General features: G+C 53.1%; 12 protein-coding genes. 7 read left to right on the forward strand and 5 right to left on the reverse strand.

Annotation, left to right across the window (positions count from 1 at the left end; genetic code table 11):
- Positions 1-63 precede the first annotated feature (63 nt).
- A complete protein-coding gene (locus SH449x_RS01450; RefSeq protein ID WP_482379538.1) occupies positions 64-276 on the forward strand; it encodes a hypothetical protein in 213 nt (70 codons plus the stop codon).
- A gap of 679 nt (positions 277-955) precedes the next feature.
- Here the strand turns inward: SH449x_RS01450 and cls are convergent.
- Both cls and SH449x_RS01460 read right to left on the reverse strand, forming a co-directional pair.
- Positions 956-2,443: a cardiolipin synthase gene (cls, locus tag SH449x_RS01455; protein WP_482379539.1), complete on the reverse strand. Its 1,488-nt coding sequence runs from the start codon at positions 2,441-2,443 to the stop codon at positions 956-958.
- 2 nt (positions 2,444-2,445) lie between these two features.
- Positions 2,446-3,231 carry a metallophosphoesterase gene (locus SH449x_RS01460; protein WP_482379540.1) on the reverse strand — a complete coding sequence of 262 codons (786 nt, stop codon included), beginning with the start codon at positions 3,229-3,231 and terminating at the stop codon, positions 2,446-2,448.
- A 688-nt stretch (positions 3,232-3,919) separates the two neighbouring features.
- Between SH449x_RS01460 and SH449x_RS01465 the strand changes: the two genes are divergently transcribed.
- A complete protein-coding gene (locus tag SH449x_RS01465; protein WP_482379541.1) occupies positions 3,920-4,042 on the forward strand; it encodes a hypothetical protein in 123 nt (40 codons plus the stop codon).
- Between the two features lie 45 nt (positions 4,043-4,087).
- Positions 4,088-5,611 carry a bifunctional aminoglycoside phosphotransferase/ATP-binding protein gene (locus SH449x_RS01470; protein ID WP_482379542.1) on the forward strand — a complete coding sequence of 508 codons (1,524 nt, stop codon included), beginning with the start codon at positions 4,088-4,090 and terminating at the stop codon, positions 5,609-5,611.
- Between the two features lie 860 nt (positions 5,612-6,471).
- On the opposite strand, the gene SH449x_RS01475 is transcribed toward SH449x_RS01470, so the two are convergent.
- On the reverse strand, positions 6,472-6,780 hold the full coding sequence (locus tag SH449x_RS01475; RefSeq protein ID WP_482379543.1) for a hypothetical protein: 309 nt from the start codon (positions 6,778-6,780) through the stop codon (positions 6,472-6,474).
- 645 nt (positions 6,781-7,425) lie between these two features.
- Between SH449x_RS01475 and SH449x_RS01480 the strand changes: the two genes are divergently transcribed.
- The 3 genes from SH449x_RS01480 (at position 7,426) to SH449x_RS01490 (ending at position 10,569) form a co-directional block, all read left to right on the forward strand.
- Entirely contained in the window at positions 7,426-8,718 is a 1,293-nt protein-coding gene (locus tag SH449x_RS01480; protein WP_482379544.1) for a PEP-CTERM sorting domain-containing protein, read from the forward strand.
- A gap of 246 nt (positions 8,719-8,964) precedes the next feature.
- Positions 8,965-10,083 (forward strand): DUF1559 family PulG-like putative transporter, encoded by a 1,119-nt coding sequence (locus SH449x_RS01485; protein WP_482379545.1) that lies wholly within the window; start codon positions 8,965-8,967, stop codon positions 10,081-10,083.
- A 66-nt stretch (positions 10,084-10,149) separates the two neighbouring features.
- Complete coding sequence (locus SH449x_RS01490) at positions 10,150-10,569, forward strand: hypothetical protein (protein WP_482379546.1); 420 nt, start codon at positions 10,150-10,152, stop codon at positions 10,567-10,569.
- A 1,119-nt stretch (positions 10,570-11,688) separates the two neighbouring features.
- Here SH449x_RS01490 and SH449x_RS01495 read toward each other — a convergent pair.
- Together SH449x_RS01495 and gmd are read right to left on the reverse strand one after the other, a co-directional pair.
- Entirely contained in the window at positions 11,689-13,155 is a 1,467-nt protein-coding gene (locus SH449x_RS01495; RefSeq protein WP_482379547.1) for an IS4 family transposase, read from the reverse strand.
- 1,281 nt (positions 13,156-14,436) lie between these two features.
- Positions 14,437-15,558, reverse strand: a complete 1,122-nt coding sequence (gmd, locus tag SH449x_RS01500) for a GDP-mannose 4,6-dehydratase (protein WP_482379548.1) — start codon at positions 15,556-15,558, stop codon at positions 14,437-14,439.
- Between the two features lie 660 nt (positions 15,559-16,218).
- Here gmd and SH449x_RS01505 point away from each other — a divergent pair.
- On the forward strand, positions 16,219-16,497 hold the full coding sequence (locus SH449x_RS01505) for a hypothetical protein (protein ID WP_482379549.1): 279 nt from the start codon (positions 16,219-16,221) through the stop codon (positions 16,495-16,497).
- Positions 16,498-16,807: the final 310 nt, after the last annotated feature.

Consider the following 16,807-nt stretch of genomic DNA (forward strand, 5'->3'; position numbering starts at 1 on the left):
GAAGGCCGTCGCGGCGCGATGCTTGCTAGCCGAGGTTTCTCGCAAAATAAACGCTCGCCCATCATGCCGATCGAATCCCGCCGACTTGATCGGCGGATCGTTAGGTTTCCGGCCAGCGACGCAGTTCCTAATAATCTGTACCGGGAGCATAACGATCTCCTGGTCAAGCCAGGAGCATTCTTGGATTGGGTTGGGAACGGTTTATGTAGCGAGAAGCGTAAACATCACCTGGGCAAGCCAGGTGCATTTTACTCGTTACAAGGCTCTGCCTTGTAACGGGATGCATCAAGGCTCCCGCCTTGCAACTTATTCACCCTCCGCCCGCGGGAGGGCAAGTCGCTTCGACCGTGGAGGGGCTCCGCTCGCAGGGATGAATACCACCAATGTTAGCGTAAGACCGCGAGGCCTACGGTGTCGTCCGGCAATGCGAAGCGAGCCGGGTCGCCTTCGGCGACGGAAGACAAAGGCACCGGCGGAGTGAGATGGCTGGGTAGATTTGTTGGCGGTGAGGGCGCTGGAGCCCTCAACGCAGGGCGATGCCCACGCGGTTAAACAAAATCCGGCGCGGGGCGATGCCCACGCGGTTAAACGATTTTCTTCACAATTCAAACTTCTTCCGCCCTTTCCGCTACGATTGGCTTCGCGATACGAATTTTTACAATCTGTTGGCCTCCTTGAATCTGCTGGAGATCTGGCTGTTATTCCCCCAACCTCAGGGCTGACAAAAAATGTGGGGCGAAAGATGTCGATCCCATTTTTTGACCTACATCTTTCGACAGGAAAAAAACAAATTTTAATGGGGTTAGTTTCTAATCTGCTGGCCTCCTTGAATCTGCTGGAGACATACATCATCTGCCCCTGGAAAACCAGCGCGGGGCGGTTAAACGAAAGCCAGCGCGGGGCGTTGCCCAACGCGGATAAACGAAAACAAGATCCTCTGCGGGATAAACGATTGCTAGAGCAAGGGGCCCATGAGGCGGGCGACTCGCTCTCCAAATGTGGTCAAGAATGGACGCTTGGACCATTGGGTGGCGTCGATGATCTCGGATCGATCTAAATACCGCTGCTGGATCTGCCTCAAATTGCTGGTGAACTGCGTATCATAAACGGCTAACGTGATCTCAAAATTTAGCCGAAAACTACGCGGATCCATGTTCAGCGAACCGAACAAACTGACGTGTCCGTCGATCGTTACACTCTTGGTATGCAATAATCCGCCCGAAAACTTGGCTATAAAAATCCCGGACTGCATCAACTCGTTCTTGAACGCTTGGCTCGCCCAACGTACTAGCAATGAGTCGACTTTCGCCGGGACGATGACAATCACCTTAACGCCTCTCAACGCCGCCGAAGCTAACGCCATCTGCAACGCTTCGCTCGGCACAAAGTAAGGTGTCGTGATGATCAGCTCTCGCTTGGCGGTGTAAACCGCCGTGATGAGCAACCGCTCTATCGCCTCTACGCGATAAGCTGGACCGGACGGTAAGGCTTGAATAATCGTCGAGCCTACCTTTCTTATGGGCTGGTCCCCCGTCACATCTGGTAAATCAGGGCCGGTCGAATCGGTCTCGATGTACCAGTCTGCTTGAAATGTGACGGCGAGAGACTCTACTGCTGGCCCCTCGATTCGTGTCATGGCGTCGATCCATTCCCCGACCCCCGCTTCTTTTTTGAAGAAGCGTGGATCGACAATATTGAGGCTTCCCGTCCATGCCACTTGGTCGTCGATCAATACGATCTTGCGATGCAGCCGCAGATCGAATCGTACGAACAACATTCTCCAAAAGCCACCCGGAAGTGCCGACTGAATTTGTATTCCTGCCTTGCGCATCGCTCTGGCCTCCGCGCTCCTGAGAAAGCTTCTGCTGCCGATATCGTCGAGGAGCAGCCGACAGATAACTCCTCTCGCAGCCGCTCGCTCTAAAGCTTGTGCGACCTCCAGGACACGTCCGGCATGATGCCAGATGTAGAACTCCATGTCGCAATTGACTTGGGCGCTTTCGATATCTTCTATCAATCTGTCGAACACGGCTTGCCAGGTGTCGAACAAAACGAATCGATTGCCTGGCAACGCTGGTACGTCGAACATTCTATGTGCGGCCCGGGCTATCATCTCGCAGTCTTCGTGGGGCCCGTGCCAATCGACCCGTAGGTCGGGACGTTCCAGCGCATGGTATCGTCGTCGAGTTGCCCCTCGTAGCCCTCTGACTAGCTTCTCCCGCTTGGCCCCCAGCCTTAGCTCTCCGATCATAAGATAGGTTACAGGCCCCAGGGCGGGAAACAAGAACATGACCGCGATCCATGCGAGGGTTGCACCCACGGATCGGTTGCTCATGATGATTCGTATCACGAACAAACCTGTGACGAGAATGTGGGCGAGTAGAATGACCCAAGTCCAAAACAGAGGAGGATCCTTCTCCAGCGACTCGATCAATGTGTCCATATTTATTGTGTTTCGCGAAGGAGCAAGGGATCGGTCAGCCCTGTCTCGATGATATGAAACGATATGCCTCGTATCGATGCCCCACCGTTGTGGAATCTTAGGCCATGATACTCCACCGATCGCAACGGCCGGTGGGTGTGGCCAAAATAGATATCTCGAACTCCTGATGACAATCCCAGTCCTTGTTCGGCCAAGTAGCGATGCACCTTCTTCAGAACCCAACTATGCCTACGTGCCACATTGGCGACCAAGCAATGCAGTTTGGCTTGGACGGCAGCATCGTATAACCAGTGTCGGTAGGTCATCGGCAACGGTTTGTCTTCGTGTTTGCGCCGTCTGGCATCCACCTCGCGGTGTTCCAAACCGCCATCGATCACATCGCCGTGTAAAAAGACGCAGGAACCGAGACGGAGCAAGTGGGGTTGCCACTCGAGGTTTGAGTGCTCGAAGGCCAAGCGATCCAATTCCAGAACAAAGTCGGGATGGGAATCGTGATTGCCGAGCAGATAGTAGAACGAACAATCTTTGTGGGATGCTACGAGATCCTCGACCCACTCCGAAGCGGCCCGAATTGAGGCTTTGAGGGTTGCGAAGCGGCTCCATTTGAAGTCGAAAATGTCCCCTCCGAGAATCATCGTGTGGGCGGTTTGTGCACAGCGTCGAATGTCCGGTTCGTAAGCTGGTGCGGTGGAGCGGCTGGAAAACAGGTGCAGATCGGACAGAAAATAGCTAGGACGGCCTTTCGGTTGGTGGCTTTCGGGTTTGTTCTTATCGGAGAGGGCATTCATGCACGGTTTTTAGGATTGGAAGGGGGAAAAATCGATACTCTTCGCTGATCGTCACCAAATTGCCCCTTCCCTAACTTCGTTTAGGGAGGGGCAGCCCGCGAAAGCGTGGCTGGGGAGGGGTAGGACCCGTTTGCGGCGGCCATCAGCGAGAAGTGCCGGATCTCGTCATCATTGTAACGATTGTAGCTTCAGCGATCGAGCGACGCGATGTGACAAAGTGGGACTCAAGCCCCCACCGAATATCCCGTTTTGTCACAATGTTAGCGTAAGGCCGCAAGGCGTACGGTGTCGTACGGCAATGCGAAGCGAGCCGGGGGCGCCGTTGGCGACGGAAGACCAGAGCTGTCAAAAAATGTTGGGCGAAAGATGTCGATCCCATTTTTTGACCTACATCTTTCGACAGGAAACAACAAATTTAAATGGGGTTAGTTACTAATCTGCTGGCCTCCTTGAATCTGCTGGATGTTGAGCTGAAATTGCCCTGGAGGCCGCAGCGCGGGGCGATGCCCACGCGGTTAAACGAAATCCAACGCAGGGCGATGCCCATGCGGTTAAACGATTTTTTACGTTTGCGACGTTTTGGATCGCGATTTGCACTGTTTCTTGTAGGTCGGGCGTGGGGCTCGACTGTCGGAGACGGAAAGGTCTTGTTCGACTTGAAACAAGCTAACTAAGATAGGAGCACATCATGACCCCAGAACCGAAACCAAAGGCCAACAAGTATTTGTTGACGGAGCGACAATTTTGGATTCTAACCGGTATCTTGGCGGTCGTCATCGTATTGGTTACACGCAAGCTACTTGCAAGTTGAACAGACGGTTTTCGCGGGCCATTAGTCAGAATTGCGAGAGGATGAATGGATCGAAAAACGGAATTGCTTCTCGTCCCCTCGGCCTATCCTCACAGTGTGAATACGCCGGTCGAGCTTATTGAGACCCACATCTCGATGGTGTTTCTGGCAGGGCACTTCGCGTACAAGCTGAAAAAGTCGCTGGTTAACGACTTTTTGGATTATGGTTCACTCGAAAAACGCCATGCTGCTTGTGTGGCCGAGCTGAATCTCGGCAAGCGATTCGCCCCCGAACTCTATATTGACGTCGTGCCCATTACGATGGAGGAGGGTGAGCTTCGGGTCGACGGTGATGCACCGCCGATTGACTTTGCCGTTCGCATGCGTCGCTTCTCCTCGGAATCACTGCTGAGTAAACGACTTGCTCAATCCACAGTTACAGAAACCGAGGTGGAGCAGTTGGGTAAAAGTATCGCCCGGTTTCATGCTGATGCTCCTAAGGTAACCGGGGAACGGTCTGGAGGTGTCGCGGCCATTGGACAACGGGCCTTGGAAAACATTGCTGCTCTCGCTCACACAGACGCGTTCGCAGATAGTGCCGATTTGGCACAAGTCGATCTCTGGACGAATCAGCAGTGGGGTGAACTGAAGGAACGGTTTGCTATTCGCGAGCAGCTCGGATGGATCCGAGAGTGCCACGGCGATCTACATTGCAACAATGTGGTCTACTTTCGCGATTCCTGGACCATGTTCGACGGGATCGAGTTCAACGACCAATTGTCCTGCATCGACACGATGAGTGACATCGCATTTTTGGTGATGGACCTTCTCGAAAGAAAACATAGCGGCTTGGCTTGGATGCTCCTGAACGCATACCTTGAAGAATCAGGCGACTATCATGGCTTGTCTGTGTTCCAATGGTACCTCGTCTACCGAGCGATGGTGCGAGCAAAGGTAGCCGTCATGCGAGCGGCTCAGTGGGGCGACTCGGACGAAAAACGCGAAGGTGAAATCGATCTAGCCCGCGATTATCTTCAGTTAGCCTGTGAGTTTACGAAGGGTAATTCCCGCGAGCTCTGGATCACCCATGGGCTGAGTGGCAGCGGTAAAACCACCGGAAGTCGCTGGGCTATTCGGGATCATGGGATGATTCGTTTGAGGTCGGACATTGAGCGAAAGCGGTTGTTTCACTTGTCATATCTCGAGCCAAAAACGACAGATCTGTCCGACGCTTCCAGTGCGACGGCGGCCCGGGATATCAAAGCGGGGTTGTATAGCACCAGTGCCACCGAAGCGACTTATCGATCGTTATGGAGTCTTTCTCGGGAATTGCTGCTGGCCGGTTTCTCGGTTTTGGTAGATGCGACGTTTCTGAAGGAGTCCGATAGAAAGCGATTTTCTTCGTTGGCACAAACGATGAATATACCGTTTCGAATATTGGAATTTCGAAACGACGTACGAGTCTTGGAGCAGCGCATTTTGCATCGAAAATCACTAGGTCTCGACGCCTCCGATGCGGATGTTGAAGTGTTGCACAAGCAGATAAAAAGCTTGGAGCCACTGACCGAGTCGGAGCAGCGGCTTGTTTAACCGCACGGGCATCGCCCTGCGTTGACCGTTCCAACCCGGCTCTCACGGCACCGCTCAAGTGTCTATACCCTGAGTCGCTATCATAACCCGCCCCTGGAGCCCTCAGCGCGGGGCGTTGCCCACGCGGTTAAACGATTTTTTCACACTTCAAACTTCAAACTTCTTCCCCCCCTTTCCGCTACTATTGGCTTCGCGATACGAATTTTTACAATCTGCTGGCCTCCTTGAATCTGCTGGAGATCTGGCTGCTACTGCCCCAAACCCAGAGCTGACAAAAAATGTTGGGCGAAAGATGTCTATCCCATTTTTTGACCTACATCTTTCGACAGGAAACAACAAACTAAAAAGGTTAGATTTCTAATCTTTTGGCCTCCTTGAATCTGCTGGAGATTAAGCTGCTACTCCCCTGGAGGACTCAGCGCGGGGCGTTGCCCACGCGGTAAACGATTGGGACCAACGATCTTGCGTTGAGGGCTCCAGCGACTTCACCGACCATCATTCCACCGAGCAATTTCCCTCACTCGATAGTTCCGGTTTCCATCGCCAAAGGCGACACCCTGCTCGCGAACCCAGTCTTAAGACACAAAACACTACGAAGTAAGCATGCGGCTCCCGATTAGTGCCGATTAGTGTTCTTCTTTCTTTCGCTGCCATTAACCAGAAGAAGCCGGAAAACCGCTTCGGAGCAGTAATTACCACTAACTGGAACGGTTTGATGGTTGATGGGTTTGGCTAAAGACTAAAGGCTAAAGACGCTGGACTGAGGACTTTCTCTTTGAGGCAGGAGCCTTGTAACGAGGGAAAGCATGATGAAGTTTGAAGTTCAACTAAGCACTAGGCACCCGCGTTAGCGGCAAGCACTACGCACGTCGGAACGAAGCCATCGACAATATCCGTGGTGCGTCGGTGTCAGATTGGTAATCAGAAATCGCACGCGAGGAGTGCGAGCACGCAGGGGCTTGAGGGATGCCGAGCACACTTCTTAAGCCGTTAAGTTCAGATCGGGAGAACCGCATGGAGCTTTGTGAGAACCAGCCGACATCGGTGCTGAACGACTCGGATCTCAGAATTAGTGGCTTTTCATGGTGAGTTGGATCGAGAGCGAGCACCAAACGCTCGCCAGGATTATCTCCTTCGACAACAGCTAGAATTTGCTCTTCTCGTGCCATGGCTTTCTGAATCCTTTGAAATCTCCAGTTCAACTACCATAAGTGTAGCCGAATGCCAGAAGCCATCAAGGCTTATTGAGACAAAGTCTCAGGATCGCGGCGAATCCGCCCCCCCCGGCATCCCTCTGCGGTCCGTGCAGGGTCCCCCGAGGAACGCACCCTCCGAAAGATGGGTGGCACGTATTAAAGATCTGGTTTTTTGTTTAACCGCATGGGCATCGCCCTGCGTCGAGGGCTCCAGCCCCTCACCGCCCATCAACTTACCCAGAAAATCTCCGTCCCCCAGAAACCTCACTCCTCCTCGCCAAGGGCGATCTCCCTGATCCCGACTCCCTTCGCATTGCACATCGCCGTAGATCTCGGGTCATTACACTCTCTTTTCCGGGTGGTGCGCTCTTAGTGACGACGGGCATGATGAAGAGCCCACCTCAATTCCTCATGTATGCGTCCCGCCCGACACCTAAGCTGCCACAAAAAAGTACTCAAAAATCCCTGTGAAAATCACGAATTGTATTCCGAACATAAAATCGGAAATGAAGGTAAATTTTAACCCAAAACCGTTGCATTTAGTCCACTCGACGATTATCCTCAACTGTCAATGCAATCCTTTCACCCCCAACCATGCTCATTAAGGGAAAAATCGCCATGCGTCTATATGCTTTTTGGTTTGCTGTTATCCTGTTTCTTTTTTGCGATGGAGAATATTTGGATGCACAAACTATTGATACCCGCTGGTACGGCTCGACTAGTGGAGATTGGACGAATGCTGGCAGCTTTCCCGTTTTCAATTGGCAGGGAGGTTCGGTCCCGAACAACACCACGATTGTCGGACTTGGCAATGGTGATTCGGCGGTAGATGTAGGTAACTTCGACCTTACGATACCCACGACAGGGTCCGCCGGCGCAATCATATTTTATAATGATCCGCTTGCAACTTTTACGACACAGTCCTACACCGTTGGCTCCTCTGGGCAAGGGGTCGTAATCGCCTCGGGTGGTTCTATTGTTGTTCAGTCGGCGGTTGCAGCAAACCAAACCTTCGGCGCGAATGTTGGCGGAACCGGGGCTCTAACAATCAATAATCAAAGCAACTCGTCGTCTTTGACCTTCAATGGTAATGTTGCCAGGACGGGAGGCAGCAATAACCTTACCGTTAACAATGCGTCAGGCTTGATAGATTTCAACGGCAGCGTAAACACAGGAAATGTGAGCGTTGGATCCAATTCTGGTACTGTCAGGTTTGACGGCAGCGTAGACACAGGAACCATAAGTGTCGGATCCAATTCTGGTACCGTCAGGTTTGACGGCGCCGTAACTGCCACTAGTTTAACGGTTGATGCAGGCACTGGAGAAGTCATTTTCGGTAGTAACGGCTCCCAGTCGATTGGGGGGGGGATCTTAGCTACTGGTGGATCTGTTTCAGGCCTAGCAAATATTTCTACAAGCCTAACCGTCGCAAGTGGGACAACATACAGTCCTGGAAACGGGCTAAATGCTGTTGGTACACAATCTATCGCTAACTTGAACTTCGAAAGCGGATCGGTATTTCAGTGGGATCTCACAGGCATCGGTATTGGCGATTTCGACACTGTCGTGGTTACAGGTGCCTTGTCGCTGAACAATACCGCGAGTGTTTTGAAGTTAGATCTTGGTTCTTTCAACGAAAATGTTCCCTGGACTAGGACCATTTTTTCAGCGAATTCAATAACTGGCACGTTCAATCAGGATGGTATCACGTTAGCCGGAGATTTCTTAGGGTTCCCGAACGTTACTGCGAGCCAATTCAGTTGGTCTGTGGACGGAAGCAACGTCAATCTGAATTTCGCAGCGGTACCGGAGCCATCGTCAATCGTCTTGCTTGGCTTGGCAGGAGTAGCGGGCTTTTGGGGACGTCGCAAGCGAAAGACTGTCAATGACTCTGAAGTATTCGAATCATAGCGGGTATGGGTTTCCCGCGAGGTACAGGTCGTGTTGGGTTGGCTAATCGTGCCAGTTCCCCACGTCCTAGCTGTTGAATGATTTGCTAATTCGTAAACGAATTACCGGGATATTTCTTCAATTGTAAGTACAATACAGAAGGCAGGTAGCTCATATTCTGTGACAATGGGCGTCTGCCACGAATGTCGTATTTAAAGCTGATTCTCCTGCTTCTTTCATTCCCCCACTTTTCCCCTGCGAACAATCATGAAAAAGTTTCGATCTGGATTTACATTGGTTGAGTTGCTGGTGGTGATCGCTATCATCGGCGTTCTCGTTGGGCTTTTGCTCCCGGCTGTTCAGGCGGCCCGAGAAGCAGCCCGTCGAATGCAATGCTCCAACAATCTAAAGCAACTTGGTTTGGCTGCTCTCAATCACGAGAGTGCTCTCAAGTTCTTTCCCCCCGCTGTTCATACGAGATTCTTTCAAGGCACGCCTGGGGTTGTTGCCTCATCCAATGCGAGTTTGCAAGTGGCATTGTTGCCCTACATTGAGCAAGGTGCATTGAGCGATCTTTTTGATCTAAATTACACAGTGGATACAGGTTTACCGATCCATGCCTCGATCCCCGCTTCGACCTTAGTACCTCCACCAAACGCACTCGCCAGGTCGTTTGAGGTGCCGAGCTTTATTTGCCCCTCAGAGTCATCTGCAATCTTTTTTCTCGATCCGATAACAGGATCGCAACAAGGCCGGCTGAATTATCACGGCTGCATGGGTGGTGCCGCACTCTACGGCGGTGCAAATTTCGTCGGTCCAAATGGGGTCACAATGAATATGGACGGAATCTTTGCCAGACCACGAGTCCAGAACGGACCGACGCGCGGAGCAAAGTTCGGAGACATCACTGACGGAGCAAGCAACACCGCCCTCTTCGCTGAGGTGATGCGAAGTACAGTTGAGCCCACCAGCACGGGGATCTTCAACAACACAACAGCCTTCTACAGATCAGCAGTATTTGCTGGTATTGAACTAGTCGATGGACGCAATGTCCCACAATGTCTTCCCGCTCCCAGCGGCGCACAGATCAAGGAAACAGGGTTGAGATATTTCTTGTTTATTCCTTTTAACAGCACTTATACCCATACGCTGCCGCCAAACTGGAACCGAAGAGTCCAAAACCCAGCCCAACAAAGATACAACTGTGGTGTTCTAAGCTTGACCAACCCCATGCAGCATATGGCCGCTTCTAGCTACCACTCAGGCGGAATTAACGTTGGTAGAGCGGATGGCTCGGTTTCTCTAGTGAGCGACAATGTTGATTTCTTCGTCTGGCAAGCTCTCGGAAGTCGCGCGGGTGGTGAGGTTTTGAGCGGACTGGACTAGAATGATACGAGTCACCGTTTCGTAGTCGGTTGATTTCTTCCAAAGCAGTTAATTAGGAGTGATTGGATGCGTCCTTCGTTTATGCTTGTTTTTCTCGTTTGCGTCACTACGTTCCTAGGTTGTGGCGGGGTGAATGAGGGGGGGCCCCCCTCAAAAGATCCCCTTGAAAAGCAGGGACTGAACGACATCGCATCCATGCTCAAACAGCTCGAAGAATCCGGTGAAAAGGTTCCATCGACGGCTGCGGAGATGGCGAACTACGAGGCGTTCTATCCTTATGCAGGACCAATGCTTAGGGACAAGAAGATCGAGTATTTTCTCGGGGCCAAATTCGACTCATCAAATCCACCCAAACAAGTTGCTCGAGAGACCAAAGCTCCTGATTCCGGAGGCTGGGTCTTACTCTCCAATGGTGAGATTAGGGAGTTGAGTCCCGGAGAGCTTGCAGGGTTCCCGGTAGGCGGAAAATCGACTGCAAGCAAGTAGTCCGTAACAAGGCGTTGCACCGTTAAGTCATCGAGCAGCGATCCCAACAGTAGCGAAGCAGGCACAAGCCCTGCTTCTTTTCGTTTAACCGCATGGGCAACGCCCTGCGTTGAGGGCTCCAGCCCCCTCACCGCCCATCAACTTACCCAGCAAATACCCCTCCCCCAGCAACCTCATCTCCCCCTCGCCAAGGGCGCTCCCCCTGCTCTTTGCTCCCTGCTCTTTGCGTTCCTGAAGTCTGACACCTGAAACCTGCTTACTTGACTCTGTTCTCATACCCGGGTTGGCACGTGCTGAGGAACGACAGGCCCAATCGGCATCGATTTAGCTACGACAAATGTCAGGTAAAACTACCTAGCGATTTCGTAACCGTTCAAGGTCGAAGTCCGTGAACGAATACTCTTACTCCTACTCTTAATCTTAATCTTAATCTTAATCTTGCTCTTACTTAGCCACTGCCGCTAAACGTTTTCGATACTCTATTTCGAGCAAGAGTGCCACATCCGTTCGACTTACGGCTCCGCTGACGCAAGGTCAGTGGAGAGCCGAAGGCATCGGTTTTCGGCTCCACCGACCTTGCGTCAGTGGACCGATGACTCGCTGGCTAGCAATGACCGACGCACCGCGTGATCTTCGCCCCCATTGAGCTTGTCTCAATGGAGCGCATGACTCGCTGGCTGGAGAACGCGCCGACGCTCCGGACCACCGCCGCGTAGCCGATGAGTCACGCTCCCACCGAGTAAACTCGGTGGTGAGCCGAAGGCGGTTGGGTGGACAAGGCGGTCTAGCCGGTTAGTCGTGCTCCCACTGACGCAAGGTCAGCGGAGAGAGGGAGTATGCGGGTTTTCGGCTCCACCGACCTTGCGTCGGTGGACCGATGACTCGCTGGCTAGCTACGGACCGACGCACCGCGTGATCTTCGCCCCCATTGAGCTTGCCTCAATGGAGCGGATGACTCACTGGCTGGAGAACGCGTTGGCGCTCCGGACCACCGCTGAGTAGCCGATGAGTCACGCTCCCACCGAGTGAACTCGGTGGTGAGCCGAAGGCGGTTGGGTGGACCAGGCGGTCTAGCCGGTCAGTCATGCTCCCACTGACGCGAGGTCGAATACCGCAAGGTTAAGGTGAAAGTGCTTGTTTTTCTTGGTCGCGAGGGCGTTTGAGTTTCTCGTACTTGGCGTTTCGGTGTTTTATCTTTCGTGGCTCGCTAGGGCGGGAACGTTTGCGTAACGGAGCGTGTGCGATCGACGACAGCAGCCAAGCTAGATCATTGATCTTACACCCATCCTGTCCCAAATGGAGCCACGAATCCTTGGCCTGCTTAAAGCTTAGATCCCGCGGCTTGCAGTCAGCAATTTTCGCCGCATCACACATCGTTACTCGAATTATGTTGTAGGCACAAAAATAGACCATCAGTTCACGCTCTAGCATCTCGGGTGTGTGGCAACTTAACCAGTCCATCCCCATCACCGACTTGATGGAGCGGATATCCAACTCGCACTCCCAACGATACTTGTACAGTTCCGCAATCGCTTCGGCTGGATACTTTTCTTGGTCCAGTAGCGTGGTCACGATGGTCACTTCGGATTTACGACCATCAACCTTGTAGCGGATTATGCGCACTTGCATCGTCTCAGGCAGCTTCTCCCACTCTTCTCTGGTGAACCGCGACCTGTCAAATCCAGGCCGCGTTAAGACTACGGTCTTATCCTCAATCTTTGAGTACGGTCCGGTGAAGGGTGAGGTACGCGTCCCTTTCTTATCGCATACCGTATAAACGCCCTGTGCGGCAAGCATTGCCATGTCCCGGTAACTTTCGAAGTTACTGTCGGCGACAACGATATCGCCTGGCCGGAAACGATCGAACATTTTACGAAAAAGCGTAGTTTCTCCTGTCTTTTTCCCCTCCACCGGCCCGTACTGAACGTTTGTTACGATGCCTGTCGTTAAGCAAACCGACACGCACAGGCGAACTTGAGGAAATCCCAAGCCTGCTTGCTTGGAGCTCGGCTGAGGGTACTTTTTCTGATTCTCGGGCGTATCCGGAGCATTGACGACTAGGCCATCGACTAACAACACTCGATGCCCACGCCATCGCCAATCTGCGGGTAGTTGATCGAACGCCAATCGAGCCGTTTCTTGATTTAGTCGTTCGATCAACTCTAGCGGGATTCGCATTCTTGCTTCGCAGTAGCTCGTTGTATTGGTGCTGACTTCTGAGAGTTGCTGCTGCTTGCGTTGTTTGTTTAGCAGCGTGATGACTTCCTTGCATCCACGATTCTTCGAGAGAACTTGTTGCACGAATAGGGAAATCGTAATCGGGATGGTATAGAGACGATTACGACGAACCACAGTCTCTGGCCTAATCTCCGACAGCATCGCATTGATCGACGCATTATCAAAAAGTTTTGGTAACAGAAGTTCATCCGAATCCAACATCGCCTTGACCTTACTTCTTACCTCATTCAGCGATTGCTTCTTCTTGGGAGCTTTTCGATTGGCTTGGGGTGTCTTGGTTCGACTGGATCGGTTGAGCTTAGCTCGAGCTGGTCGAGATCGAGGAGCATCTTTTCGAGGTGCTAGCATTACTGGGCTTCCTTGCCTGATGGGAATCTTCAGAAGCAAACCACCAGCGCAGGACAGCCCTTCCGTGTCCAGATCAATTGGAAAAAATGGCTCAAATCCTTAACCTTGCGGTATTCGACGCGAGGTCAGTGGAGAGCGATGTTCGGACGGTTTTCGGCTCCACCGACCTCGCGTCGGTGGACCGATGACTAATTGGCTAGCTACGGAACGCCACACCGCGTGATCTTCGCCCCCATTGAGCTTGTCTCGATGGAGCGCATGACTCACTGGCTGGAGAACGCGTTGATGATTCGGGGCACCGCTGCGTAGCCGATGAGTCACGCTCCCACCGAGTGAACTCGGTGGTGAGCCGAAGGCGGTTGGGTGACGCGGCGGTCTAGCCGGTTAGTCGTGCTCCCACTGACGCAAGGTCAGTGGAGAGCCGAAGGCACCGGTTTTCGGCTCCACCGACCTCGAGTCGGTGGACCGATGACTCGCTGGCTAGCCACGACCGACGCACCGCGCGTTCTTCGCCCCCATTGAGCTTGCCTCAATGGAGCGCATGACTGGCTGGCTGGGGGAACGCGCTGATGATTCGGGGCACCGCTGCGTAGCCGATGAGTCACGCTCCCACCGAGTGAACTCGGTGGTGAGCCGAAGGCGGTTGGGTGACGCGGCGGTCTAGCCGGTTAGTCGTGCTCCCACTGACGCAAGGTCAGCGGAGAGCCATGTTCGGACGGTTTTCGGCTCCACCGACCTCGCGTCGGTGGACCGATGACTCGCTTGCTAGTAACGGACGACGCACCGCGCGTTCTTCGCCCCCATTGAGCTTGCTCAGTGGAGCGCATGACTGGCTGGCTGGGGGAACGCGCTGATGATTCGGGGCACCGCCGCGTAGCCTATGAGTCAAGCTCCCACTGACGCGAGGTCAGCGGAGAGCGGGAGTCGCGGGGCGCAGCGGTCTAGCCGGTTAGTCGTGCTGCCACTGACACCATGTAAGCGGAGAGCAAGTTTTGGGGCGTATATTCGTTGTCGATGATTATTCAGTGTAACCGTTCGCACCGTGAACGGTTACACGATTCCTTTGTACGACGGACTTAGAGTCCGTCGTAAGTAGGATGTTTTCCTATGCCCCTCGCTTCTTGACGCCTATTGTGGAACGATGATCTCACATCTTGATGACGTGTTTTTAATCTGCTGGCGTCCTTGAATCTGCTGGATATGAATTCTTGACTGCCCTGGAAACCCGAACGCATCGACCGTGCGGTTATAAATCCAAACAAATCGTATCTCGTTCGCCCACTATTCCTTTGCCACGCTAATGCTATGCCCGTGCAGCCTCAAGAAAGCATTCTTGCGGGCCAAGCTCAAATCGGATTCGACCATTTCCTCGCACATTTCCTCAACAGTAATCTCCGGCTCCCAGCCCAATTTGGTTTTTGCTTTGCCCGGATCACCGAGCAAAGTCTCAACCTCGGCCGGGCGAAAATAGCGAGGATGAACCTTGACGATGACGTCACCCACGGAAACCGCCGTGGCTTTCGATTCATCCAGGATGGATACGACGCGGGCAATCTCATCGACCCCGGAACCTTCAAACGCCACTTCCAAGCCTGCGTGGTAAGCGGAAAGTCTAACGAATTCCCGAACGCTCATCTGGCGTCCCGTCGCGATGACAAAGTCTTCTGCCTCTTCCTGTTGGAGCATCATCCATTGCATTCGCACGTAATCTTTAGCGTGCCCCCAATCCCTCAACGAATCCAGATTGCCGAGATACAAACAGTCCTCGAGCCCTTGGGCAATGTTTGCAATGCCCCGGGTTATCTTGCGAGTCACGAACGTTTCCCCTCGTCTCGGGGATTCGTGGTTAAACAAGATACCGTTGCAAGCGTACATGCCATACGACTCACGGTAGTTCACCGTAATCCAATAAGCATACAGTTTCGCGACGGCGTACGGTGACCGAGGATAAAACGGGGTCGTCTCTTTTTGCGGGATCTCCTGGACCAAACCGTACAGTTCCGACGTGGACGCTTGATAGAAACGAGTCTTCTTTTCCATGCCGAGAAATCGGATAGCTTCGAGCATGCGCAGCGTGCCAATCGCGTCGACATCCGCCGTATACTCCGGCGATTCAAAGGAGACCGCCACGTGGGATTGTGCTCCCAAATTGTAAATCTCGTCCGGCTGGACCTCGTGAATGATTCGTGTCAAGTTGGAGCTATCGGTCAAATCCCCGTAATGCAACCGAAAAGTGGCATCTTCTTGGCTCGGTGGTTGATAAATATGGTCCACACGCTCGGTGTTGAACGACGAGGCACGCCGTTTAATGCCATGAACTTCATAGCCTTTCTCCAGAAGAAATTCTGCCAGGTACGAGCCGTCCTGTCCTGTCACACCGGTAATTAATGCCGTCTTTGCCATGCTCTGGATTGTCGAAAGAGTACCGAAAAAGCTTAGAAGACCACGCTAAGGGGAAAATCCGTCACGGAGTTGTCAGTATACCACACTTTTTGGCCAGGGAGGCTTTCCCTCGACAATCCAGCAGCCAGTGGGGAATCGGCCCTACGCGCCCCTTGTCCGTCAGAGCGTCAGAACGTGCCACCCAACATTTGGAGCCGCCACCCCAGGGATGCCCTGCTTAGTGGCTCTTGCTCAAGATCCCTACCTCTACTCCCCTGGAGACCGCAACGCGGGGCGATGCCCACGCGGTCAAACAATTATAGCCGCGTCAGCAGCCCCCCTCCCCGAGCTGACGCTCGACCCTCCCCAAAGGGGCGGGTGAAATGGGTTAAGGGCTGACGACTGAAACTTGGTTGCTGACTACTGATGTCGTGAGGCGGGAGCCTCAGGGGCAGTGCGTTACAAGGCAGGAGCCTGGGAACGAGCATCAAAGGACTGAAGCCTGACTCCCACCCCTCCCCGAGCTAAAGCTCGACCCTCCCCAAGGGGCGGGTGAAATGGCTGACGACTAAAGCCTGACGACTGAAACCTGACTTGCTCCCTATGATGGGGGATGTTGCGGAGGCGTTGTCTCTATGCGACAATTCCGTGCTGGACCCAAAAGGCTTTAGAAAGTCGTGAATGACAATGCATGCGAACCACGAACATAAGACGAGCGAGGCGAGAGCACGTCGATTTTTGACCGCCTACATTCTCTTCGTTGTAGGTGTGAGCTCGTTGCTTTTCATTTTCAATATGGGGATCGTCTATTCCTTGACCCGAGGAATTGAGGCTGAGTTCTCCGAATTGTTTGGAATCACCGGCGTCGTGCAGTTTCTCTTGTTCGTTCTACCCGTCGCTTTGGTATTCGCCGAATGGTACCTGTGGGACATTCTTTTCGCTAAACGATACCGCTCGTAAAGCAAGCCCGCAAATTAGGCCCCTTCTCGTTGATCGACACCGTCTTTCCGTCTTCACACTCCCTGCGAAACACCCCAGCCACGCTGTCGCGGGCTGAGCCACCCTGTCACGGGCTGATCTAACCCCAAACCTCGTTTGCGGTGGGTGAAGCTGGTGGAGTTTGCCGAATTTGACGATTCTTTTCAGTAGAACGACGGTTCTATCCCCGTTTCTGGCTCTATCGGTAGTGCAACGATCCTACATTTCCGAATTTCGGAATAGACGTCCCGACCAATACATTGGGATCTATTTGTAGTCGTTGTCCTGCCCG

Source organism: Brakhagea baltica (assembly GCF_052161605.1).
GTDB lineage: Bacteria > Planctomycetota > Planctomycetia > Pirellulales > Pirellulaceae > JBKCUI01.

Excerpts from the sequence above, each read along its gene's own strand:
- SH449x_RS01480 (WP_482379544.1), top strand. The coding sequence starts at position 7,426 with ATGCGTCTATATGCTTTTTGGTTTGCTGTTATCCTGTTTCTTTTTTGC.
- SH449x_RS01450 (WP_482379538.1), top strand. The coding sequence starts at position 64 with ATGCCGATCGAATCCCGCCGACTTGATCGGCGGATCGTTAGGTTTCCG.
- gmd (WP_482379548.1), bottom strand. The coding sequence starts at position 15,558 with ATGGCAAAGACGGCATTAATTACCGGTGTGACAGGACAGGACGGCTCG.
- SH449x_RS01460 (WP_482379540.1), bottom strand. The coding sequence starts at position 3,231 with ATGAATGCCCTCTCCGATAAGAACAAACCCGAAAGCCACCAACCGAAA.
- SH449x_RS01490 (WP_482379546.1), top strand. The coding sequence starts at position 10,150 with ATGCGTCCTTCGTTTATGCTTGTTTTTCTCGTTTGCGTCACTACGTTC.
- SH449x_RS01465 (WP_482379541.1), top strand. The coding sequence starts at position 3,920 with ATGACCCCAGAACCGAAACCAAAGGCCAACAAGTATTTGTTGACGGAG.
- SH449x_RS01495 (WP_482379547.1), bottom strand. The coding sequence starts at position 13,155 with ATGCTAGCACCTCGAAAAGATGCTCCTCGATCTCGACCAGCTCGAGCT.
- SH449x_RS01485 (WP_482379545.1), top strand. The coding sequence starts at position 8,965 with ATGAAAAAGTTTCGATCTGGATTTACATTGGTTGAGTTGCTGGTGGTG.
- SH449x_RS01475 (WP_482379543.1), bottom strand. The coding sequence starts at position 6,780 with ATGGCACGAGAAGAGCAAATTCTAGCTGTTGTCGAAGGAGATAATCCT.
- cls (WP_482379539.1), bottom strand. The coding sequence starts at position 2,443 with ATGGACACATTGATCGAGTCGCTGGAGAAGGATCCTCCTCTGTTTTGG.
- SH449x_RS01505 (WP_482379549.1), top strand. The coding sequence starts at position 16,219 with ATGACAATGCATGCGAACCACGAACATAAGACGAGCGAGGCGAGAGCA.
- SH449x_RS01470 (WP_482379542.1), top strand. The coding sequence starts at position 4,088 with ATGGATCGAAAAACGGAATTGCTTCTCGTCCCCTCGGCCTATCCTCAC.